This is a genomic window from Agromyces capsici (assembly GCF_058349965.1).
Window position 1 is genome coordinate 677,808 of sequence record NZ_JBYRET010000001.1, and the last position, 18,418, is coordinate 696,225.

At 73.6% G+C, this 18,418-nt stretch carries 23 protein-coding genes and 1 pseudogene; 12 read left to right on the forward strand and 12 right to left on the reverse strand.

Features of this window, described 5'->3' with window-relative positions; translation table 11 throughout:
- Positions 1-166 precede the first annotated feature (166 nt).
- Positions 167-655, reverse strand: coding sequence for a DUF6326 family protein (locus tag AC3RKB_RS03315; protein WP_491434552.1), 489 nt, complete (start codon positions 653-655; stop codon positions 167-169).
- A gap of 94 nt (positions 656-749) precedes the next feature.
- The gene (locus tag AC3RKB_RS03320; RefSeq protein ID WP_491434553.1) at positions 750-1,790 is read right to left on the reverse strand and encodes an NAD(P)-dependent alcohol dehydrogenase; all 1,041 of its coding nucleotides are present in this window, start codon (positions 1,788-1,790) and stop codon (positions 750-752) included.
- A gap of 127 nt (positions 1,791-1,917) precedes the next feature.
- On the opposite strand from AC3RKB_RS03320, the gene AC3RKB_RS03325 reads away from it, so the two are divergent.
- Positions 1,918-2,592 carry a TetR/AcrR family transcriptional regulator gene (locus AC3RKB_RS03325; RefSeq protein ID WP_491434554.1) on the forward strand — a complete coding sequence of 225 codons (675 nt, stop codon included), beginning with the start codon at positions 1,918-1,920 and terminating at the stop codon, positions 2,590-2,592.
- An 84-nt stretch (positions 2,593-2,676) separates the two neighbouring features.
- On the opposite strand, the gene AC3RKB_RS03330 is transcribed toward AC3RKB_RS03325, so the two are convergent.
- The 3 genes from AC3RKB_RS03330 to AC3RKB_RS03340 are packed head-to-tail and all read right to left on the reverse strand — an operon-like array spanning position 2,677 to position 4,321.
- Positions 2,677-2,934, reverse strand: a complete 258-nt coding sequence (locus AC3RKB_RS03330) for a DUF6510 family protein (RefSeq protein ID WP_491434555.1) — start codon at positions 2,932-2,934, stop codon at positions 2,677-2,679.
- Complete coding sequence (locus tag AC3RKB_RS03335; RefSeq protein WP_491434556.1) at positions 2,934-3,731, reverse strand: FAD-binding oxidoreductase; 798 nt, start codon at positions 3,729-3,731, stop codon at positions 2,934-2,936. The genes AC3RKB_RS03330 and AC3RKB_RS03335 overlap by 1 nt, the downstream gene beginning before the upstream one ends.
- Positions 3,728-4,321 (reverse strand): sulfite oxidase-like oxidoreductase, encoded by a 594-nt coding sequence (locus AC3RKB_RS03340; protein ID WP_491434557.1) that lies wholly within the window; start codon positions 4,319-4,321, stop codon positions 3,728-3,730. The genes AC3RKB_RS03335 and AC3RKB_RS03340 overlap by 4 nt, the downstream gene beginning before the upstream one ends.
- Positions 4,322-4,414: 93 nt before the next feature.
- On the opposite strand from AC3RKB_RS03340, the gene AC3RKB_RS03345 reads away from it, so the two are divergent.
- The 5 genes from AC3RKB_RS03345 to AC3RKB_RS03365 are packed head-to-tail and all read left to right on the forward strand — an operon-like array spanning position 4,415 to position 7,960.
- The gene (locus tag AC3RKB_RS03345; RefSeq protein ID WP_491434558.1) at positions 4,415-5,671 is read left to right on the forward strand and encodes a molybdopterin molybdotransferase MoeA; all 1,257 of its coding nucleotides are present in this window, start codon (positions 4,415-4,417) and stop codon (positions 5,669-5,671) included.
- The gene (gene mobA / locus AC3RKB_RS03350; RefSeq protein WP_491434559.1) at positions 5,668-6,285 is read left to right on the forward strand and encodes a molybdenum cofactor guanylyltransferase; all 618 of its coding nucleotides are present in this window, start codon (positions 5,668-5,670) and stop codon (positions 6,283-6,285) included. The genes AC3RKB_RS03345 and mobA overlap by 4 nt, the downstream gene beginning before the upstream one ends.
- Positions 6,282-6,557, forward strand: coding sequence for a DUF6457 domain-containing protein (locus tag AC3RKB_RS03355; protein ID WP_491434560.1), 276 nt, complete (start codon positions 6,282-6,284; stop codon positions 6,555-6,557). The genes mobA and AC3RKB_RS03355 overlap by 4 nt, the downstream gene beginning before the upstream one ends.
- A gap of 43 nt (positions 6,558-6,600) precedes the next feature.
- Positions 6,601-7,668 (forward strand): GTP 3',8-cyclase MoaA, encoded by a 1,068-nt coding sequence (moaA, locus tag AC3RKB_RS03360; RefSeq protein ID WP_491434561.1) that lies wholly within the window; start codon positions 6,601-6,603, stop codon positions 7,666-7,668.
- On the forward strand, positions 7,661-7,960 hold the full coding sequence (locus AC3RKB_RS03365) for a MoaD/ThiS family protein (RefSeq protein WP_491434562.1): 300 nt from the start codon (positions 7,661-7,663) through the stop codon (positions 7,958-7,960). Before moaA ends, AC3RKB_RS03365 begins: the two co-directional genes overlap by 8 nt.
- A gap of 29 nt (positions 7,961-7,989) precedes the next feature.
- Here AC3RKB_RS03365 and AC3RKB_RS03370 read toward each other — a convergent pair whose 3' ends face one another.
- Both AC3RKB_RS03370 and AC3RKB_RS03375 read right to left on the reverse strand, forming a co-directional pair.
- A complete protein-coding gene (locus AC3RKB_RS03370) occupies positions 7,990-8,532 on the reverse strand; it encodes a hypothetical protein (protein ID WP_491434563.1) in 543 nt (180 codons plus the stop codon).
- Between the two features lie 160 nt (positions 8,533-8,692).
- Positions 8,693-9,790 carry a hypothetical protein gene (locus AC3RKB_RS03375; protein ID WP_491434564.1) on the reverse strand — a complete coding sequence of 366 codons (1,098 nt, stop codon included), beginning with the start codon at positions 9,788-9,790 and terminating at the stop codon, positions 8,693-8,695.
- Between the two features lie 41 nt (positions 9,791-9,831).
- On the opposite strand from AC3RKB_RS03375, the pseudogene AC3RKB_RS03380 reads away from it, so the two are divergent.
- Positions 9,832-10,041, forward strand: a pseudogene (locus AC3RKB_RS03380) (GntR family transcriptional regulator); the annotation flags it as partial.
- Positions 10,042-10,241: 200 nt separating this feature from the next.
- Here AC3RKB_RS03380 and AC3RKB_RS03385 read toward each other — a convergent pair.
- The 4 genes from AC3RKB_RS03385 to AC3RKB_RS03400 are packed head-to-tail and all read right to left on the reverse strand — an operon-like array spanning position 10,242 to position 14,125.
- Positions 10,242-10,661 (reverse strand): molybdenum cofactor biosynthesis protein MoaE, encoded by a 420-nt coding sequence (locus AC3RKB_RS03385; protein WP_491434565.1) that lies wholly within the window; start codon positions 10,659-10,661, stop codon positions 10,242-10,244.
- A complete protein-coding gene (gene moaCB, locus AC3RKB_RS03390; protein WP_491434566.1) occupies positions 10,654-11,799 on the reverse strand; it encodes a bifunctional molybdenum cofactor biosynthesis protein MoaC/MoaB in 1,146 nt (381 codons plus the stop codon). Before moaCB ends, AC3RKB_RS03385 begins: the two co-directional genes overlap by 8 nt.
- Positions 11,796-12,992 carry a molybdopterin molybdotransferase MoeA gene (locus tag AC3RKB_RS03395; RefSeq protein WP_491434567.1) on the reverse strand — a complete coding sequence of 399 codons (1,197 nt, stop codon included), beginning with the start codon at positions 12,990-12,992 and terminating at the stop codon, positions 11,796-11,798. The genes moaCB and AC3RKB_RS03395 overlap by 4 nt, the downstream gene beginning before the upstream one ends.
- Positions 12,992-14,125 carry a ThiF family adenylyltransferase gene (locus AC3RKB_RS03400; RefSeq protein ID WP_491434568.1) on the reverse strand — a complete coding sequence of 378 codons (1,134 nt, stop codon included), beginning with the start codon at positions 14,123-14,125 and terminating at the stop codon, positions 12,992-12,994. The genes AC3RKB_RS03395 and AC3RKB_RS03400 overlap by 1 nt, the downstream gene beginning before the upstream one ends.
- Positions 14,126-14,343: 218 nt before the next feature.
- On the opposite strand from AC3RKB_RS03400, the gene AC3RKB_RS03405 reads away from it, so the two are divergent.
- From AC3RKB_RS03405 to AC3RKB_RS03425, 5 genes are all read left to right on the forward strand, one after another.
- On the forward strand, positions 14,344-15,021 hold the full coding sequence (locus tag AC3RKB_RS03405; protein ID WP_491434569.1) for a GNAT family N-acetyltransferase: 678 nt from the start codon (positions 14,344-14,346) through the stop codon (positions 15,019-15,021).
- 61 nt (positions 15,022-15,082) lie between these two features.
- Positions 15,083-15,499 carry a TOBE domain-containing protein gene (locus tag AC3RKB_RS03410; protein ID WP_491434570.1) on the forward strand — a complete coding sequence of 139 codons (417 nt, stop codon included), beginning with the start codon at positions 15,083-15,085 and terminating at the stop codon, positions 15,497-15,499.
- Positions 15,500-15,504: 5 nt separating this feature from the next.
- Positions 15,505-16,299, forward strand: coding sequence for a molybdate ABC transporter substrate-binding protein (gene modA / locus AC3RKB_RS03415; RefSeq protein ID WP_491434571.1), 795 nt, complete (start codon positions 15,505-15,507; stop codon positions 16,297-16,299).
- Complete coding sequence (locus AC3RKB_RS03420; RefSeq protein ID WP_491434572.1) at positions 16,299-17,123, forward strand: ABC transporter permease; 825 nt, start codon at positions 16,299-16,301, stop codon at positions 17,121-17,123. The genes modA and AC3RKB_RS03420 overlap by 1 nt, the downstream gene beginning before the upstream one ends.
- Positions 17,120-17,857 (forward strand): ABC transporter ATP-binding protein, encoded by a 738-nt coding sequence (locus AC3RKB_RS03425; RefSeq protein ID WP_491434573.1) that lies wholly within the window; start codon positions 17,120-17,122, stop codon positions 17,855-17,857. Before AC3RKB_RS03420 ends, AC3RKB_RS03425 begins: the two co-directional genes overlap by 4 nt.
- A 48-nt stretch (positions 17,858-17,905) precedes the next feature.
- Here AC3RKB_RS03425 and AC3RKB_RS03430 read toward each other — a convergent pair whose 3' ends face one another.
- Positions 17,906-18,388 carry a SixA phosphatase family protein gene (locus tag AC3RKB_RS03430; RefSeq protein WP_491434574.1) on the reverse strand — a complete coding sequence of 161 codons (483 nt, stop codon included), beginning with the start codon at positions 18,386-18,388 and terminating at the stop codon, positions 17,906-17,908.
- Positions 18,389-18,418 lie beyond the last annotated feature (30 nt).

Genomic DNA, 18,418 nt, shown 5'->3' on the forward strand with positions numbered 1-18,418 from the left:
GTTTGAAGCTCGGCGCCCGGTGTCGTGATCGCGTCTGCCATGAGTCACCACTTCCCCCCAGAAATGATTTCTCCTCAAATATCTGCAACTATCCTCTCGATGGACGCGCCTGTAAAGCGGTGATCCCCATCCGCATTCGAGTGCGGGGCGCGCCCCCGCGCGACTCCTACTGGCGAAGATCCTGTCGAAGATCGGTCGTCGCGGGACCGGCGGGGACGGCGGGGGTTCGCGGCCATGCCCAGGCGGAGCGCAGGATGAAGGCCAGGAGCAACACCTCGATTCCGATGGAGATGCCGTAGAAGGCGGCCCAGTCCCACGACGCCCCTGCAGCGTTGAACATCGAGTAGGGGATGAGGAGGGAAGCGACGACGAGGTTCGTGGCGCGGTTCACCCGGGCGGGCAGCGTCATGGAGAGCACCACCATCAGGGCCGGGATCGACACGGACACGAGGAAGACGGTCAACAACGTCGAGCTGATGTCGAACCGCCAGACGAGGCCGTTCAGGATGCCGTCGACGACGCCGGGCTTGTAGAAATTCAAGATGTCGACGTAGACGTAGAGGAACATGAAGCTGGTCCAGGCGGCGGCGAGCCTGGCCTGCACGGGGATCGGCGGGGTGTCGAGCAGCTTCGGGGTCGTCGTCGGGGTGGTCATCGGTTCGTCCTTTCGAGAGAAGCGGTCCGTCCGCCGGGGTGGCGGCCGGTCTGGGCGTGCAGACGCACGGGTCGGGTGGGTCTCGTCGGTGCGGTCAGACGGTGATCACGACCTTCCCCCGGGTGTGGCCGGTTGCGACGTGGCGGAGGGCGTCGGCGGCGTCGTCGAGGGCGTACGTTCGGTCGATGACGGGCGCGACCTGCCCGGTTGTGAGCAGGTCGGCCAGGGTGAGCAGGTCCTGGCGCTTTCCGACCGACGTGAAGGGCCTCAGCCGCTGACGGGTGAACCCCGAGAGCAGGCGAGCCGTGACGATCCGACCGATCGGGCCGAGCCAGCGGCCGCCGCGCCCGCTGTTGGGGATGAGGGTGCCGGTGGGCGTCAGTGCTCGGCGGACCGCCGCCAGCGGCTTCGCCTCCACGTTGTCGAGGATGACGTCGTAGCGCATGCGGGTGTCGGTGAAGTCGGTCGACGTGTAGTCGACGACGTGGTCAGCCCCGAGCGAGCGGACCAGGTCGACGTTGCGGGTGCTGCACACACCCGTCACCTCGGCGCCGAACGCCTTGGCGATCTGCACGGCGAAGGAGCCCACGCCGCCCGACGCGCCCGTGACCAGCACCGCCTGGCCCGGTCGAACGTTCGCGATGTCGCGCACTGCCTGCAACGCCGTCATGGCCGACGTGGGGACCGCTGCCGCCTCCTCGACCGACAGGCCGGCAGGCACGGGCACCAGGTTGTCCGCCGGGACGCTGGCGTACTCCGCGAGCGCTCCAGCGGTGCTCCAGCCGAACACCTCGTCGCCGGGGCGGAGTGCGGTGACATCCTTCCCGACCGCTGCCACCACACCGGCGAGGTCCATGCCGGGGATGCCGTGGCGCGGCCGCCGGAGCCCGAACGCCAGGCGCACCACGTACGGCACACCGGTCATCACGAAGTAGTCACCGGGATGCACCGAGGCCGCACCCACCCGGACGAGCACCTCCCCTCGACCGGGCATCGGTCGCGCGACCTCGGACGACTCGAGCACTGAGGGCGGGCCGTAGCGGTGCTGGACGACGGCCCGCATCGTCGCCGCCCCGGGCGGGCTCGCACCGGGCACCTCGCGTGCTTCGGCATTCGATCGCCGTTCGATTCCCACGGAAGCCTCCTCACGTCGAGCTGCGACCCTCGCAGGCTCGTACACCGTCTGTCGTACACCGTACGTCGTACGCTGTACTATGACCCGTACGCTGTACGATTGTCAAGCCGTTCGAGCGAGGAGGCCCGTGTCCGAGAGGGAGCAACGCCAGGACGCATCAAACGCGGGGCTGAGCAAGCACCGGGTGGTGGCCGAGGCGGTCCGGCTCGCCGACCTCGAGGGGGTCGACGGGCTCAGCATGCGCCGGCTGGCCGGCGCGCTCGGCGCGGGCGCGATGTCGCTCTACCACTACGTGGCGAGCAAGGACGCGCTGCTCGACGGCATGATCGACGTCGTGTTCGAGGAGATCGAGCTCCCGCCCGCAGAGGCCGACTGGCAGTCGGCGATGCGACGGGAGGCGATATCGACCCGACAGGCCCTCGCGCGCCATCCGTGGGCGATCGCCCTGATGGAGTCGCGGACGTCGCCGGGGCCCGCGAACCTCCGCCACCGCGAGGCGGTCACCGCCTGCCTGCGGAGGGCCGGCTTCTCGGTCTCGATGGCGACGCACGCGAACTGGTTGCTCAATAGTTACGTCTACGGTTTCGCCCTGCAGGAGGCCAGCCTGCAGTTCGACACCGCCGATGAGTTCGCGGACATGACCGAGGACGTCTTCCTGCCCCAGCTGCCCCCTGGCGAGTTCCCCTTCCTCAACGAGTCCGCCGCGGCGCTCCTCGCTGCCGGCTACGACCCGGCGGAGGAGTTCGTCTTCGGCCTCGACCTCATCCTCGCCGCCCTCGAGCCCCTGAGAGCCTCCGCGTAGCGACGCTGACGGACCGGCTACCGAGCTGTCGCCCGCCCGGCGGAAGCGCTGGCCGTGACCTCCTCGAACCGGCAGGACCGGCGACTACCGCCGCACCTCGATCGCGCTGACCCCGGCGAGGTCGATCCAGGCGCGGTCGCCCGCGTCGACGAGCACGGCGAGCACGTTGTCGCACGTCGCGCAGCGCACGACCGTGCCGGCGCCGCTGACGTAGACCATCGCCCGCGCGAACTCGGCGACGGTGCCGCATCCGTTGCACCGGCCGGTCGCCGTGGTGATGTCGAACGAGAAGAAGTCGGCGAGGGGGCCGGCGAGCGCGTTGCCGTCGAGGTGCGGGGTCATCACGTGCCTCCGTAGCGTTCGGTGCGGATGTCTCGGGGCTCGTGCCCGAGCTCGACGAGCCATCCGGCGACGAGCTCGACGAACCCGGTGGAGCCGCACACGTACACGCGCGGCCGTTCGCCGGCCGGCACCGCGGCGGACGCCAGCGCATCGCGCGTGATGCGGCCGGGCGGCGCGGGCCACCCGGCGGGCGCGCGCCGGGTGTAGACGAGATCCAACTGCAGGGGCGCGGATGCCTCCACGAGCGCGCGCCACTCGTCGGCGAAGTACACGTCGTCGGGCGTGCGCACCGAGTACAGCAGCCGGAACGGCGTGGGGTCGGCGGCGTCGCCGTGCGCCCGGGCCATCGCGTAGAGCGGCACGACGCCGGACCCGCCCGCGATCAGCTGCACGGGCCGCGCATCGCCCGACTCGGCGGCCGGTCGCCACACGAAGAACGCGCCGAGCGGCCCGTGCACCTCGAGCTGGTCGCCGGCGCGCAGCTCGTCGACGAGGTACGGCGACACCTCGCCATCCGGCAGCTTGTCGACCGCGAGCACGACCCGCGTCGACGACCCCGACGACGCGATCGAGTACGAGCGCGTCGCCGTGTACCCGTCGGGCGCGGTCAGCCGCACGTCGAGGTGCTGCCCCGCGGCGTTGCCGGGCCAGCCGTCGATGTCGAGTTCGATGCGGGCGGCGTTCGGCGTCTCGCGGTGCGTGGCCGCGACGGTGGCGACGTGCCATCCGGCCCTCGGCACCGCGCGGAGCGCCGACACCGGCGAGGCGACGGATGGCGCGACCCCGTCGGCGCTCACCAGTACCGCTCCTCCTTCCACGGGTCGCCCCGCAGGTGGTACCCGTTCTGCTCCCAGAACCCGGGCTCGTCCTCGGCCATCATCTCGAGCCCGCGCACCCACTTCGCGCTCTTCCAGAAGTAGAGGTGCGGCACGAGCAGTCGCGCCGGCCCGCCGTGCTCGGGATCGAGCGGCTCGCCGTCGAACTCGAACGCGACCCACGCCTTGCCGTCGAGCAGGTCCTCGAGCGGCACGTTCGTCGTGTACCCGCCGTAGCTGTGCGCCATCGTGTACTCGTAGTCGGTCTGGACGTCCTCGAACAGCGTGTCGAGCGCGACCCCCCGCCAGCCGGTGCCGAGTTTCGACCAGTGCGTGACGCAGTGGATGTCGGTCGTGACGTCCTCGATCGGCAGCGCCATGAGCTCGTCCCACGACCAGGTGTGCTCGCCGCCGGTCTCGGTGCGGATCGTGAACGCCCAGTCGGCCGTGTCGATGTCGGGCGTCGGCCCAGCCGAGAGCACGGGGAAGTCGCCCACGAGCGTCTGCCCGGGCGGCAATCGGTCGTCCCGCTCGCGTCCGCGCCCGGTGAAGCCCCTCGTGATGAACGACATGCCCGTCTCCTCCCGCTCGGATCGGACGCCGTCGGGTTCGAGACTAGTGACGTACGCCCGTCATGTCACCGGGTCGAGGGCTACCGTTGGGTCATGCCGACGTTCCCGCCGGCGCCCGACGGCGTCGATGCCCTCGTGTCGGTGGACGCGCACCTCGAGCGCATCCTCGCCGCCGTCGCGCCGTTGCGGCGGGTCGAGGCGGTGCCGCTCGCCGATGCCGCGGGGCGCACGCTCGCGGCCTCCATCGATGCGCGCGTCGACCTGCCGGGCTTCGACAACTCGGCGATGGACGGCTACGCCGTCAGGCGAGCGGATGTCGCGGCGGCGACTCCCGACGACCCGGTCGTGCTCGACGTGGTCGCCGACCTGCCCGCGGGCTCGTCCGGCGACGTCGAGGTCGGCGTCGGCCAGGCCGCGCGCATCATGACGGGCGCCCCGATCCCGCGCGGCGCCGATGCCGTGGTCACCGTGGAGCAGACGGATGGCGCGACCGCGCGGGTCGCGATCCACGCCGCGCCTCGCCCGGCGCACCACATCCGCCGACGCGGCGAGGACCTCCACGCCGGCGATCGCGTGCTCGACGCCGGGGTGGTGCTCGACGCGCGGCGGATCGCCGCCGTCGCCGCGGCGGGACTCGCCGAGCTTCCGGTCACCGACGCCCCCCGCGTCGCCGTCGTCGCGACCGGCAGCGAGCTCGTCGAGCCGGGCGAGCCCCTCGGCGACGGCCGCATCCACGACTCGAACTCACTGCTGCTGGCCGCCCTGGTCGCCGAGGCGGGTGGCGTCGTCTCGGAGCGGCTCCGGCTTCCCGATGACCCGGGCGCGCTCCGCGGCTGGCTCGCGGCGCGGCGAGCGTGCGACGTCGTAGTCTTCGCGGGCGGCGTGAGCGTCGGCGCGCACGACGTCGTGCGGCACGTGCTCGGCGAGCTCGGCACCGTCGGCTTCGCGCGCGTCGCGATGCAGCCGGGCAAGCCGCAGGCGTTCGGCACGCTGCCCGACGGCACGCCGGTGTTCGGCCTGCCCGGCAACCCGGTGAGCGTGGCGGTCTCGTTCGAGGCGTTCGTGCGGCCCGTGCTGCTGCGCCTGCTGGGTCGCGCCGACGTGCGCCGCCCGACCTGGCGTGCCGTGGCCGAGACCGGATGGCGCTCCACCGCCGGACGCCGCCAGTTCATGCCGATCGCGCTCTCCTCGCGCGACGGGGGCGCGCTCGCGGTGCGGCCGGCGACCGCGGGTGGCGCCGGCTCGCACCTCGTCGCCGGCCTCGCCCACGCCGACGGCTTCGCGATCGTCCCGGAGGACGTCGAGCAGGTGGCCGCGGGCGACCTCGTCGAGGTGGCGATCACGCGATGAGCGGGCGCGGGCTCGACGCGGTCATCCTCGCCGGCGGACGCGCCGAGCGACTCGACGGCGCGAGCAAGCCCGACCTCGTGGTCGGCGGCCGGCGCCTGCTCGCGACCTCGATCGCCGCGGCGCGCTCGGCCGACTGCACGCGGATCGTCGTCGTCGGACCGCTCGAGCTCGAGGCTCCCGGATGCCTCGTGGTGCGTGAGGACCCGCCGTTCGGCGGTCCCGTGGCCGGCCTCGCGGCCGGGCTCGGCGCCCTCGACGCGCCCATCGGCGACGTGCTCGTGCTCGCGTGCGACATGCCCGACGCAGAGGCTGCGGCCGCGCGGCTGCGCAGCGCCCGTGCCGCTGCCCCGGACGCCGACGGCGTCTGCCTCGTCGACGACTCCGGCCGCACGCAGTGGCTCGCCGCCGTGTACTCCGGTGCGGCACTCGCCCGCGCGCTCCACGCGTTGCACGGCGCCGACGGCGACACCGCGACCGTGCACGGCGCTGCCATGCGCCGGCTCGCGGCATCCCTCGACCTGATCGTCGTCGCCGACGACGGCACGACGCACGACATCGACACGTGGCACGACCTCGCCGAGGCGCGCGCCGCACGACAGGAGGCATCGCCATGACCGGATCGCAGCACCCCGAGGTCCTCGACGCGTGGGTGGCCGAGGCCGCCCCGCAGCTCGGCATCGACCCGTCCGAGGTGCCGATCGGCACCGTGCTCGAACTCGCTCGACGCGCCGCGCACGGCGTCGCGCGGCCGGCGGCGCCCGTGACGACCTTCCTGCTCGGTCTCGCGGTCGGGTCGGGTCGGTCGCCCGAGGACCTCGAGGCCCTCGCCGACCGCCTCGGCGCGCTGGCCGAGCAGCGCGGCGCCTCGGACGGGTCACTGATGTGACCTCCACGGTCACACGGCCGGGCCGCCCGCTTAGGGTGGGTGCATGACGACGCTCGCGCTCGGGATGCCGACGGTGCGGCGGTCGCCCTCCGAGGCACCGCCGGTCGACGGTCGCCCCGACACGCCCGCGCTCGTCGATCGCTTCGGCCGCGTCGCGCACGACCTGCGCATCTCGATCACGTCGGCGTGCTCACTGCGCTGCACGTACTGCATGCCCGCCGAGGGACTGCCCGTGATCCCGCGCGACGAGCTGCTCTCCCCCGCCGAGATCGCGCGGCTCGTCGAGATCGCGGTGCGCGAGCTCGGCGTGCGCGAGGTGCGGTTCACGGGCGGCGAGCCGCTCACGCGCCCCGACCTCGTCGAGATCGTGCGGCTCAGCGCCCTCGCGGCGCCGGGCACGCCACTGTCGATGACGACGAACGGCATCGGGCTCGACCGCAAGGCCGAGGCGCTGCGCGACGCGGGGCTGTCGCGCGTGAACGTGTCGCTCGACACGCTCGACCGAGAGCACTTCACGCGACTGACCCGCCGCGACCGGCTTCCGGCGGTGCTCGCGGGCATCGCGGGGGCGCACCGCGCCGGACTTGGACCGCTCAAGGTGAACGCGGTGCTGATGCGCGAGACGCTGCACGACGCGCCCGACCTGCTGGCCTGGGCGATCGAGCACGGATGCCGCCTGCGCTTCATCGAGCAGATGCCGCTCGACGCCGACGAGGCGTGGCAGCGCGCCAACATGGTCGACGCCGCCGAGCTGCTCGAGGTGCTGGGCTCGCGCTTCGCGCTCGCACCGGTCGGCCGCGAAGACCCGGCGGCGCCCGCCGAGGAGTGGCTCGTCGACGGCGGACCGGCCACCGTCGGCATCATCGCCTCGGTGACGCGACCGTTCTGCGGCGCGTGCGACCGCACCCGGCTCACGGCCGAGGGCTCGGTGCGCTCGTGCCTGTTCGGCGACGACGAGACCGACCTGCGCGCGCTGCTGCGTTCGGACGCGACCGACGCCGAGCTCGCCGACCGCTGGCGCGCGACGATGTGGGGCAAGAAGGCCGGGCACGGCATCGACGACCTCGACTTCGTGCGCCCGGTCCGGACGATGGGGGGCATCGGTGGGTGAATCGACGGCGACCGATGTCGCGGCCCAGGATCACGCAGCGGCGACGACCGTGCTCGTGCGCTACTTCGCGGCGGCCGCCGAGGCGGCGGGTGTCGAGGAGGAGCGCCTCACGCTGCATGGCCTCGCGCCGACGGTGGGCGCGCTGCGCGACCTGCTCGTGAAGCGCTACGGCGCCGCGATGGCGCGCGTCGTCGCGAACGGGTCGTTCCTCGTCGACGGCGTCGTACGCCGCGACCCGGCTGCGACGGTCGGCGCGCAGGTCGACGTGCTCCCGCCCTTCGCCGGCGGCTGAGCGGCACCGGCTGGCGCAGCCGCTGGCCCCTAGCCAGGATTTCGCAGCCAGAGCGCGCATTCGGGCGAGTTGGATGACGAGACGGTGAACTGCACACTCTGATCGAAGAAGACAACTCCATCGGGAACGTATGTGACCGCCACGCGAAGGGTGTGGTCGCCGACCGCGAGGTCAGATGGAGCGAGCACGCGGCCCCATTGGAGACCCAGCAACGGGCCGGCCGTGGCCTCCGAGCCGAAGGTCTCTTCCACGAAGGCGGCGAAATCCGCGAGGCTCTGTTCGTTGAGCACCGGCTTGATCGGCGTGCGCACAACATCCATCGGCGCACCGTCGAGGCGGAACTCCGCATCGGACCCGTCGAGGAACGCCACCACGTCGGCCCGGGTGTAGAGAATGCCCTGATCCTCCGCGGCAACCGCACCGTCAGACCACGCCAAGGCGACCACGTGCCAGTCGTCGACGCAGTAGGGCAAGTTCCCGTAGAACTCGAACGGGCGGATATCGAGCCCAGGCAATCCGGTCGTATCGAGACGCGTGAAGATGTTCAGCCCCGGCGGGTACGTGTTGAGCATCGCCTCAGCGTCACCCTGCCCCCACCCATCGGAGTCCGCACTCGCCGGGAGCGGGACAGCCATCGGACCCACTGCCAGGAGGATCGCGACTACGAGTTTCGGGATTGCGCTCATGAGGTTCCCTCGTTTCGCTAGGGATTCCGTTCCCGGGGCCGTACCGTCACCCGTACGACGCGAACTCGGGGACGCCGTGCGGGAGGATCGGGCCGAAGCTCACACCCACCCACCCGACTCCCGGAACCACGGACCCCATGTCGAACGGGTCGATGCGCTCGCGCTCGGCGAGCACGACGCGCTCGCCGGCGGGAGGCGGCCCGGAGTGCTCTACGCCCCAGCCCGCGCGGACGAGGGTGTCGACGACGGACTGCGCCTGCGCGGGCGTGAGGTGGCGGCAGCCGATGACATCGGAGCTCGGAGACGACCCGCTCGCGATGTACGCATCGACCTCGACGTCGAAGGTCAGGAATCTCGGGCCGGCAGCGAGCACGGCGGCGGCATCCTCGGGGAGGTGCACCATCGCAGCGTCCCGGTCGGCCGCGGTCGCGAATGAACTCCGACCAGCATGAGCATCGGCGCACACCGCGTACCCGGGCGGCACATAGGCCGTCATCGCGTGCTGCGCCCACGCGTCGGCGGGCAGCCAGTTGTCGAACCGGATGAGCTGGCCGATAGTGCGGTCGAACACGGCGACGGCACCATCATCGGCCGGCCCCGGTGGTTGCCAGGCCACCATCAGGGCGCCATCGATGCGCAGTTGCACGAATCCGCCCGACCCGAATTCCGGGGCCTCCGCGTACCTGTCCGGCCCGAGGATGCCGCTGGCGGTGATCCCGGCCCGAAGCAGCTCGACGCCGTGCGGCGTCAACCACTGCTGCTCCCAATCTCCCGCTCCGAGCCTGGAAATGACCCGGCCGTCGTCGTACACGTACCTGAAGTTGTCCCCCGCGCCGGAGGACCAGTGCGTGTAGAACGAGGCGACAAGCTCGGCGCTCGCCACAGGGTACGCGGGAACCAGATCGACCTTCGTTACCGCGGACTCCTGCCCGCGCTCACCGGTCGCTCCCGCGAACCCGAACGCGAGCCCGGTCGCCACGACAACCGCCAGTGAGGTCAGTACCGCGGTGACCGCGACGCGGCGTCTGCGCCGTCGGGCGTGCTGCTTGGCTTCTTCGATGAGGGCTTCGCCGCCCCGGTCCGGCTCGACGGTGGATTCGGCATCGCGGGAGTCGGGCCGATGCGGCGGTGCGATGACCACCATGATCCGTCCCTTCCTCGGATGATGATAGCATCATTAGCACCATGGTGCATCTGGAAATCGACAAGGATGACCCCGTCGACCTCCACGAACAGGTGGCCGGCGAGATCCGCCGCGCCATCGCCGACGGCGAGGCGAACGCGGGCGACCGCCTCCCACCCGCGAAGGACCTCGCCGCCGTCCTGGGCGTGAACGCCAACACCGTGCTGCGGGCACTGCGCACCCTGCGCGACGAGGGCCTGCTCGAGTTCCGCAGGGGTCGAGCATCTCCGTGGCCGCCTCACCCGAACGGGGCGAAGTTGTGCGCCGCTCCCGCGATCTCGTCGAGTACGCGCGACGACATGGCTACCGACTCGACGAGCTCATCGAGATCATCCGCAGCGTGGCGTGATCCCCCCACGACGGGGGCTCGCATCGGGCGCGCAGCTTTGAGCGCACGCGTCGGTGAGATGCGTCAGAGGTTGACCCACTCGGTGGTGCCGCCCTCGAGGTGCTGGCGCTTCCAGATCGGCGTGCGCTCCTTGATGCGGTCGACGAGCAGCGCGCACGCCGCGAACGCCTCCGCGCGATGCGGGGCGGCGACGGAGGCCACGAGCGCGACGTCGCCGATCGCGAGCTCGCCCACGCGGTGGGCGGCGGCGACGCGCAGCCCCGTCTCCCGGCCGACCTCGGCGCACGTCTCGTGCAGGAAGCGTTCGGCCTCGGGATGCGCCTCGTAGTCGAGGGCGGTCACGGCGTCGCCGTGGTCGTGGTCGCGGATGACGCCCTCGAAGGTGACCAGCGCGCCATCCTGGCGTGAGAGCACGAACGCCTCGATCGCGGCGCGATCGAGCGGGTCGGTGGTGACGCGCGCGAACACCTCGGGCTCAGGCATGCGGGGCACCCCCGTGCTCGAGGCGGTCGGCCTCGCCAGTCGGCGGCGAGTCGCCTCCGCTGGGCCGGGTGGACCCGTGCGCCTCGTGGCCGTGCTCGGCGGCGTCGCCCCGCGGGTGCCGGCCGCGCGGGGCGTGGTCGCCGCCGGCGACCTGGTCGAGCAGGTGCGGCAGCAGGTCGTCGAGCACGGCGAGCCCGTCGGCGACGCCGCCGCGCGAGCCGGGCAGGTTCACGACGATCGTCCGTCCGGCGACGCCGGCGAGCGCACGGCTGAGCGCCGCGGTCGGCGTCGCGTCGCGCCCGGCCGCGCGGATCGCGTCGGCGACGCCGGGCAGCTCCTGGTCGAGCACCGCGCGCGTGGCCTCGGGGGTGCGATCGTGGGGGTTCACCCCGGTGCCGCCGGTGGTGAGGACGACGGCGGGTCGCTCGGCGACGGCGACGGCGAGCGCCTGTGCGATGTCGGCGTCGGCGACCACTCGCGGAGCCTCGGCCTCCAGGCCGTGCTCGGCGAGCCAGTGCACGATCACGGGGCCGGTCGTGTCGGCGGCGGTCCCGGCGGCCGCGCGGGTCGAGGCGACGAGCACGATCGCGCGGCGCGACGGCGCGGCATCCGCGTCGACGGATCTCGAAACGGGCGCTTCGCGTCCTCCCCGACCAGCGGAGTCGGCGTCGTCGGCCCGCCAGACGCCGCGCTTGCCGCCGCGCTTCTCGACGAGCCGGATGCCGCCGAGCCGCGCTGCCGGGTCGACGGCCTTGACCATGTCGTGCAGCGTGAGGCCCGCGACGGCCACGGCGGTGAGCGCCTCCATCTCGATGCCGGTGCGCGCCGTCGTCGAGACGGTCGCGCGGATCGTGACCGCGGCCTCCTCGAAGCCGAAGTCGATCGAGACCGCGTCGAGCGGCACGATGTGCGCGAGCGGGATGAGCTCGCTGGTCCGCTTCGCCCCCGCAATGCCGGCGATGCGCGCGGTCGGCAGCACGTCGGCCTTCTTCAGGCCTTCGCTGCGGACGAGCCCGACGACCTCGGGCGTCGTGTCGAGTCGGCCCTCGGCGATCGCGACCCGGTGCGTCACGGGCTTGCCGCCGACGTCGACCATGCGTGCGCGGCCGTCGTCGTCGAGGTGGGTGAGCGAGCTCATAGGTCCACGGTATCGACGAGTTCGCCGGCGTCGAGCGACGTGACGCCCTCGGGCACGACGATGAGCAGATCGGACGCCGCGAGAGCGGCGACCAGGTGCGACCCGGGGCCGCCGACCGGAAGCGCCATCCCGTCGGACAGGCGCCGCCCGCGGAGGAACTGCCGGCGACCCGGGACGGACGTCACGGCCTCGGCCAGCGGCATCCGCTCGGCCCGCACGGGTGGCAACCCGGCGATCGCACGCAGCGACGGTGCGACGAACAGCGCGAACGACAGCTGCGCGCTCACCGGGTTGCCCGGGAAGCCGATGAGCGGAACCCCCCGGTACACGCCCGTCGCCTGCGGTCCGCCGGGCTGCATCGCGACCGAGCCGACCCACGCGCCGAGCGGCTCCATGAGCTCGCGCACGACCTCGTACGCGCCCTGCGAGATGCCGCCGCTGGTCAGGATGAGCTCGGCGCCCGCGTCGACCGCCGCGTCGAGCTCGGCACGCAGCCGCGCGACGTCGTCGCGGACGCGCGCCGTGTGCACGACGACCGCGCCCGCGGCCTCGACGCCCGCGACGAGCGCGACGCCGTTCGCGTCGGGGATCTCACCCGGCCCGAGGGTGCTGCCGGGCGCGACCAGTTCGCTGCCCGTGCTCACGATCGCCACGCGGACGCGCTCGCGCACGAGCAACTCGGTGAGGCCGGACGCCGCGGCCGCGGCGAGATGGCGCGGCGCGAGCCGGATGCCGGCCGGAAGCACGTCGGCCCCCGCGGCGAGGTCGGACCCGGCCTCGCGGACGTACTCGCCGACGGCCCGGCCCCGCAGGATGCGCACGACGCCGTCGCCGCCCGGCTCCGTGTCCTCGACGGGCACGATCGCGTCGGCGCCGTCGGGGACGGGCGCTCCGGTCATGATCCGCACCGCCGTGCCGACCGCGAGTGCCGCAGGGGCGCCCGGCGCCGCGGCCACCTCCCCGGCGACGGGGAGCACGACCGGGGCGTCCGCGACCTCGACGGCACGGACCGCGAACCCGTCCATCTGCGCGTTGCGGAACGGCGGTAGCGCGATCGGCGACTCCACGGGCGACGCGGTGATCCGGCCGAGCGCGGCGTCGAGCCCGACCCGCTCGGTCGGCCGGGCACCGAGCGATGCGAGCAGCGACCGGACGAACCGCCCGTGCTCGTCGACGGGGATGCGATCGGGCATCAGTAGCGCTCCAGGCTCGGGTCGACCGCGCGCGACCAGGCATCGATGCCGCCCGCGAGGTTGCGCACGTCGGCGAAGCCGATCGCGGCCAGGTGCTGGGCCGCCAGCCGCGAACGCACGCCGAGGTGGCAGTAAACGACGACGGATGCCGCGGGGTCGAGTTCGCGCTCCCGGCCCCCGAGCTCGTGCAGCGGGATCAGCGTCGAGCCGGGGATCGCGACCAGGTCGGCCTCCCACGGCTCGCGCACGTCGAGCAGCAGCGGCGGCGCGGCCGAGGCGAGCTCGTCGGCGAGCGCGAGGGCGTCGACCTCGAAGACCGATGCAGGTGCGCCGGCGGGCGCACCGCTGGAAGTACCGGCGGAGGCGGCTCTCGTGACGGGCGCCTCGCGCGCTACCCGACCACCGGAGGACTCGGCTCGGGCATAGGCGATCTCCCGCGTGCGCCCCGTGAGTGCGTCGTACACGGCGACCCGGCCGACGAGCGGCTCGCCGATGCCCGTGAGCAGCTTGAGCGCCTCCCCCGCCATGAGCCCGCCGGTCACGGTGCACACGCTCGGCAGGATCCCGTCGACCTCGCAGCTGAGGCCCGCGTCGGCGGGCGGCTCGGGGAACAGGTCCCGGTACGAGACGCCGCGCGCCTCCCACGAGACGCCGACCTGCCCGGAGAACCGCGCGGCCGACCCCCATACGAGCGGGATGCCGGCGCGGGCCGCGGCCGCGTCGGCCACGTATCGGGTGAGGATGTCGTCGGTGCCATCGATCACGAGGTCGGCGCCGTCGAGCAGCTCGTCGGCGTTGCCCTCGTCGAACCGGACCGACACGCCGCGCAGCACGGCATCGGGCGCGAGGATCGCCGCGGCATCCGTCGCGGAGTCGACCTTGGGCCGCCCGAGGTCGGCGTCGGCGTGCAGGGTCTGCCGGTGCAGGTTGGTCACCTCGACCCGGTCGTCGTCGACGATCGTGAGGCGACCGATGCCGGCGGCCGCGAGCGGCGGGATCACGGCGCTGCCGAGCCCGCCGGCTCCGAGGACCACGACGTGCGCGTCGGCGAGCCGCTGCTGGCCCGCCGTGCCGAAGCCGGGCAGCACGCGCTGCCGCGCATACCGGGGTGCGCCGGGGTCGATGGCCGCCATGCCTCGATTCTCGCAGGACCCGAGCACACCGGCGCGGTTGCATAGCGCGCGCGATCCTAGTGCCGCAACGCCTGACGCTTTCTCAGCATCCGGGCGTAGCGTAGTGGCATGGCCCGCGGCTCGGGTACCGGCGACACGTCGATCTCCCGCGCCGGGCGCCTGACCGAACCGGGTCGACACCGAGGCCCGCACCGCGCCAGCGTCACGAAGGGCTGAGCATGAGTCGCACGAGCGAGGGGCGTCCCGACGTGGACGACCACGACGAGCACTCGTTCGCGCGCCTGCTGCGCTCGATGGTGCCGCAGCGCCCCCGGTTCCTGCGCGGGCCGCGCATCCCAGACGGCGTGCGCTCGCCGGTCCTCCGCACCGAGCGACTGCTCCTCCGCCCGCACCGGCTCGCCGACGCCGACGCCTGGTACGCGCTGCAGTCCGACCCGCGCGTGGTCGAGCACCTGTCGTGGCCGCTCCGCACGCGCGCCGAGTCGTTCGTGCACCTCGCACATCGCACGCGGCACACCCGGCTCGAACAGCTCGACGACTTCCTCGCCCTCGCGGTGATCCTCGACGGACAGCTCATCGGCGACGCGTCGCTGCACCTGCGGTCGCTCGATCGCGTCGACCGCCGCGTCGACGTGGGCTGGGTCATCGGTCCGCAGTGGCAGGGTCGAGGGTACGCCCGCGAAGCGGCCGAGGCGATGCTCGAGCTCGCGTTCGGCCGGCTCGGCGCGGCGCGGTGCGAGGCGCACATGGCCTGGGCGAACACGGCGTCCAAGGGCCTGGCCGAGCGGCTCGGGTTCGCGGAGGGTCCGACCGGCGGACGTGAGCGCATCATGGTGCTCTCCGCCGACCGCTGGCGCGAGCTCCACGGGCGCGCCGCCGGCGGTCCGCCCGCGTAAGGGCGCCGAACCGCATCCGCGGCTATGATCGCGGAATGACCACGCATACGCGGATGCGATCATGACGCAGTTCCGCATCAGCGAAGCCGCGGCCCTTCTGGGGGTGAGCGACGACACCGTACGCCGCTGGGCCGACCAGGGCCGGCTGGCGCTCGGCCGTGCGGCCAACGGCATGCAGGTCGTCGAGGGCACCGAGCTCGTGCGGCTGCTCGCCGACCAGCCCGAGGGCGGGGCACTCGCCGACGCCTTCCCGCTCGCCCGCGCGTCGGCGCGCAACCGATTCGTCGGAATCGTGACCGCGGTGCACCGCGACGGCGTCATGGCGCAGGTCGAGCTGCGTGCCGGGCCGTTCCGCGTCGTCTCGCTCATGAGCCGCGAGGCCGCCGACGAGCTCGGCCTCGAACCGGGCGTCCTCGCCGCCGCCAGCGCGAAGGCCACGGTCGTCTCGATCGAGCTCCCACCGGGAGGCGAGGCGTGACGCGGATGTCGCGGCGCGCCGCCGCGCTCGCGGGCCTCGCCGTCGTCGGCCTCGCGCTGGCGGGGTGCGCCCCCGCCCCCGGCGACGGCACCGCCCCACCCGCGTCCCCGGAGTCCGGCGAGCTCGGGCCGTCCTCGCTCACGGTCTTCGCCGCGGCCTCCCTCACCGAGGCGTTCGAGGAACTCGCCGACGAGTTCGAGGCGCGCCATCCGTCGGTCGAGGTCGCGCTGAACCTCGGCGGCAGCGCCACGCTGGCGCAGCAGGTCGTCGAGGGCGCCCCTGCCGACGTGTTCGCCGCCGCGGCGGAGCCGCCCATGCAGGGGCTCGTCGACGCGGGCCTCGCGGCCGACCCCGTCGTGTTCGCGACGAACACGCTCGAGCTCGTCGTGCCCGCAGGCAACCCGGGCGACGTGTCCGGGCTCGACGACCTCGCCCGCGCCGACCTGCGGATCGCGCTCTGCGACGTCTCGGTGCCGTGCGGCGCCGCGTCGGCGACGCTGCTCGACGCCGAGGGCGTCGCCGCGCAGCCCGACACGCTCGAGTCCGACGTGAAGGCGGTGCTCACGAAGGTGTCGCTCGGCGAGGTCGACGCGGGGCTCGTGTACCGAACCGACGTGCTCGCGGCGGGCGACGCGGTCGAGGGCAACGAGGTGCCGGCCGCGTCATCCGTCGTCAACCGCTACCCGATCGCAGCGCTCGCCGACGCGGCCGACCCCGACGCGGCGGCGGCGTTCGTCGCCTTCGCGACCGGTGCCGAGGCGCGCGGGGTGCTCGAACGGCTCGGATTCGGGGCGCCCTGATGGCCGGCGCCCGCCGCGCGCCGCGCCCGCCCGGCCGGCTCGCCTGGCCCGTCGCCGTGCTCGCGGGCGTCGGCCTGGCGTTCCTGGCCCTGCCACTCGTCGCGCTCGTCGTGCGTGCACCGTGGGGCGACCTGGCCGAGCTCGTGACGCGCGAGTCCGTGGTCGAGGCCCTCGTGCTCTCGATCGTGACGGCCGTGCTCGCGACCGCGGTGTGCCTCGTGCTCGGCGTGCCGCTCGCGGCGCTGCTCGCGAGGTCGACCGGATGGTCGGTGCTCCCCCGCCGGGTGCTGCGCGCGGCCGTGACCGTGCCGCTCGTGCTGCCGCCCGTCGTCGGCGGCATCGCGCTGCTCCTGCTGCTCGGGCGGCGCGGTCTGGTCGGCGGTGCGCTCGACGAGTGGTTCGGCCTCACCGTGCCGTTCACGACCGGCGCGGTCGTGCTCGCGCAGGTCTTCGTGGCCATGCCGTTCCTCGTGTTCGCGGTCGAGGGCGCGCTTCGTTCGGCCGATCGCCGCACCGAGCTCGCCGCCGCCACGCTCGGCGCGTCGCGCTCGCAGGTCTTCCGCCACGTCACGCTGCCCCTCGTCGCGCCCGGCGTCGCGGCCGGCGCCATCCTGTGCTTCACGCGCGCGCTCGGCGAGTTCGGCGCGACGATCACGTTCGCCGGATCGCTCCCGGGCGTGACGCGCACGCTGCCGATCGCGAGCTACCTCGCGATGCAGACCGACCCCGACGAGGCCGTCGCGCTCGCGCTGCTGCTGCTCGCGGTGTCGGTCGGCGTGCTGCTGCTCCTCCGCGACCGCTGGACGCCGGGGGTGCGCGGATGACGCCCGCCGCCGCCACTCCGACCGGGCACCCGGTGCTCCACGCCGACGTGACCGTCACGCGCGGCGCGCACACGGTCGCCGCCGCGTTCGACGTCGCGCCGGGACATCCGCTCGCGATCATCGGCCCGAACGGCGCCGGCAAGACCACGCTGCTCGCGGCCGTCGCCGGGCTCGTGCCGGTCGACGCGGGCGGAGTGCGCATCGGCGACCGCGTCGTCGACGGCCTGCCGCCCGAGCGGCGGCGCGTGGGCGTGGTGTTCCAGGACTACGTGCTGTTCCCCCACCTCACCGTGCGCGACAACGTCGCGTTCCCAGCGCGCATGCGCGGGTCGCGCGCGGCGGCGCGCGCCGCCGCCGAGCCGTGGCTCGAGCGGTACGGGCTCGCGGCGCTCGCCGACCGGCTGCCCGGCGAGCTCTCGGGCGGACAGGCGCAGCGGGTCGCGCTCGCTCGGGCGCTCGCGGCCGAGCCCGACGTGCTGCTGCTCGACGAGCCCATGTCGGCGCTCGACGTCGAGCTGCGCGACGACATGCGCGCCGAGCTCGCCGCGCACGTGCGCGAGTTCGGCGGGGCGACCGTGCTCGTCACGCACAGCCCCGCCGACGCCGCGGCCCTCGCGGACTCGGTGCTCGTGCTCGAGGGCGGGCGCGTCACGCAGCGCGGCGCGCTGGCCGAGCTCGCCGCCGAACCGGCGACGCCCTACGTGCGGCGCATGCTCGCGGCATCCGCCGACTGAGGCCGAGCACCGGACGGATCGAGCCGCCGGCGAACTCGACGCGTCGCGTCAGCGCGGCGTGTCGAGGTGCACCTCGACCGGCTCCGTCTTCGCGATCTCCGACCACGACCACGCCGCGAACCGGAACTCGGCGACCGCGCACGTGGGCATGTGCTCGATCTCGCCCGAGAGCCGGTACGCCAGGTCGGACATGCCGGGGTCATGCGCGACGACGAGCACGGTCGACAGCTCGTCGTCGGTCTCGGCCACGACGTCGAGGATCGTCTCGGGCGAGGAACCGTACAACCGCTCGTCGAGCGTGAGCGCGCCGGGCGCCACGCCGAGCTCCGCCGCGATCGCCTCGGCCGTGCTCCGGGCGCGCACCGCGGTGCTGGAGAGGATCGCGCCGGGAACGATGCCGCGTTCACGGATGCGGCGGCCCATCTCGGGCGCGTCGCGCAGTCCGCGGTCGTTGAGCGGCCGGTCGTGGTCGGCGAGCGTCGGATCGCCCCACGCCGACTTCGCGTGCCGGACGAGCACCAGCGTCTTCATGCGCAGAGTCTGCCACCGCTCGCGGCCGGC

Coding starts and splice junctions, on each gene's coding strand:
- AC3RKB_RS03375 (WP_491434564.1), bottom strand. CDS start 9,790: ATGGTGGTCATCGCACCGCCGCATCGGCCCGACTCCCGCGATGCCGAA.
- modA (WP_491434571.1), top strand. CDS start 15,505: ATGTCGCGGCGCGCCGCCGCGCTCGCGGGCCTCGCCGTCGTCGGCCTC.
- mobA (WP_491434559.1), top strand. CDS start 5,668: ATGAGCGGGCGCGGGCTCGACGCGGTCATCCTCGCCGGCGGACGCGCC.
- AC3RKB_RS03340 (WP_491434557.1), bottom strand. CDS start 4,321: ATGTCGTTCATCACGAGGGGCTTCACCGGGCGCGGACGCGAGCGGGAC.
- AC3RKB_RS03395 (WP_491434567.1), bottom strand. CDS start 12,992: ATGCCCGATCGCATCCCCGTCGACGAGCACGGGCGGTTCGTCCGGTCG.
- AC3RKB_RS03420 (WP_491434572.1), top strand. CDS start 16,299: ATGGCCGGCGCCCGCCGCGCGCCGCGCCCGCCCGGCCGGCTCGCCTGG.
- AC3RKB_RS03345 (WP_491434558.1), top strand. CDS start 4,415: ATGCCGACGTTCCCGCCGGCGCCCGACGGCGTCGATGCCCTCGTGTCG.
- moaA (WP_491434561.1), top strand. CDS start 6,601: ATGACGACGCTCGCGCTCGGGATGCCGACGGTGCGGCGGTCGCCCTCC.
- AC3RKB_RS03330 (WP_491434555.1), bottom strand. CDS start 2,934: ATGACCCCGCACCTCGACGGCAACGCGCTCGCCGGCCCCCTCGCCGAC.
- AC3RKB_RS03425 (WP_491434573.1), top strand. CDS start 17,120: ATGACGCCCGCCGCCGCCACTCCGACCGGGCACCCGGTGCTCCACGCC.
- moaCB (WP_491434566.1), bottom strand. CDS start 11,799: ATGAGCTCGCTCACCCACCTCGACGACGACGGCCGCGCACGCATGGTC.
- AC3RKB_RS03355 (WP_491434560.1), top strand. CDS start 6,282: ATGACCGGATCGCAGCACCCCGAGGTCCTCGACGCGTGGGTGGCCGAG.
- AC3RKB_RS03430 (WP_491434574.1), bottom strand. CDS start 18,388: ATGAAGACGCTGGTGCTCGTCCGGCACGCGAAGTCGGCGTGGGGCGAT.
- AC3RKB_RS03400 (WP_491434568.1), bottom strand. CDS start 14,125: ATGGCGGCCATCGACCCCGGCGCACCCCGGTATGCGCGGCAGCGCGTG.
- AC3RKB_RS03385 (WP_491434565.1), bottom strand. CDS start 10,661: ATGCCTGAGCCCGAGGTGTTCGCGCGCGTCACCACCGACCCGCTCGAT.
- AC3RKB_RS03405 (WP_491434569.1), top strand. CDS start 14,344: ATGAGTCGCACGAGCGAGGGGCGTCCCGACGTGGACGACCACGACGAG.
- AC3RKB_RS03410 (WP_491434570.1), top strand. CDS start 15,083: ATGACGCAGTTCCGCATCAGCGAAGCCGCGGCCCTTCTGGGGGTGAGC.
- AC3RKB_RS03315 (WP_491434552.1), bottom strand. CDS start 655: ATGACCACCCCGACGACGACCCCGAAGCTGCTCGACACCCCGCCGATC.
- AC3RKB_RS03370 (WP_491434563.1), bottom strand. CDS start 8,532: ATGCTCAACACGTACCCGCCGGGGCTGAACATCTTCACGCGTCTCGAT.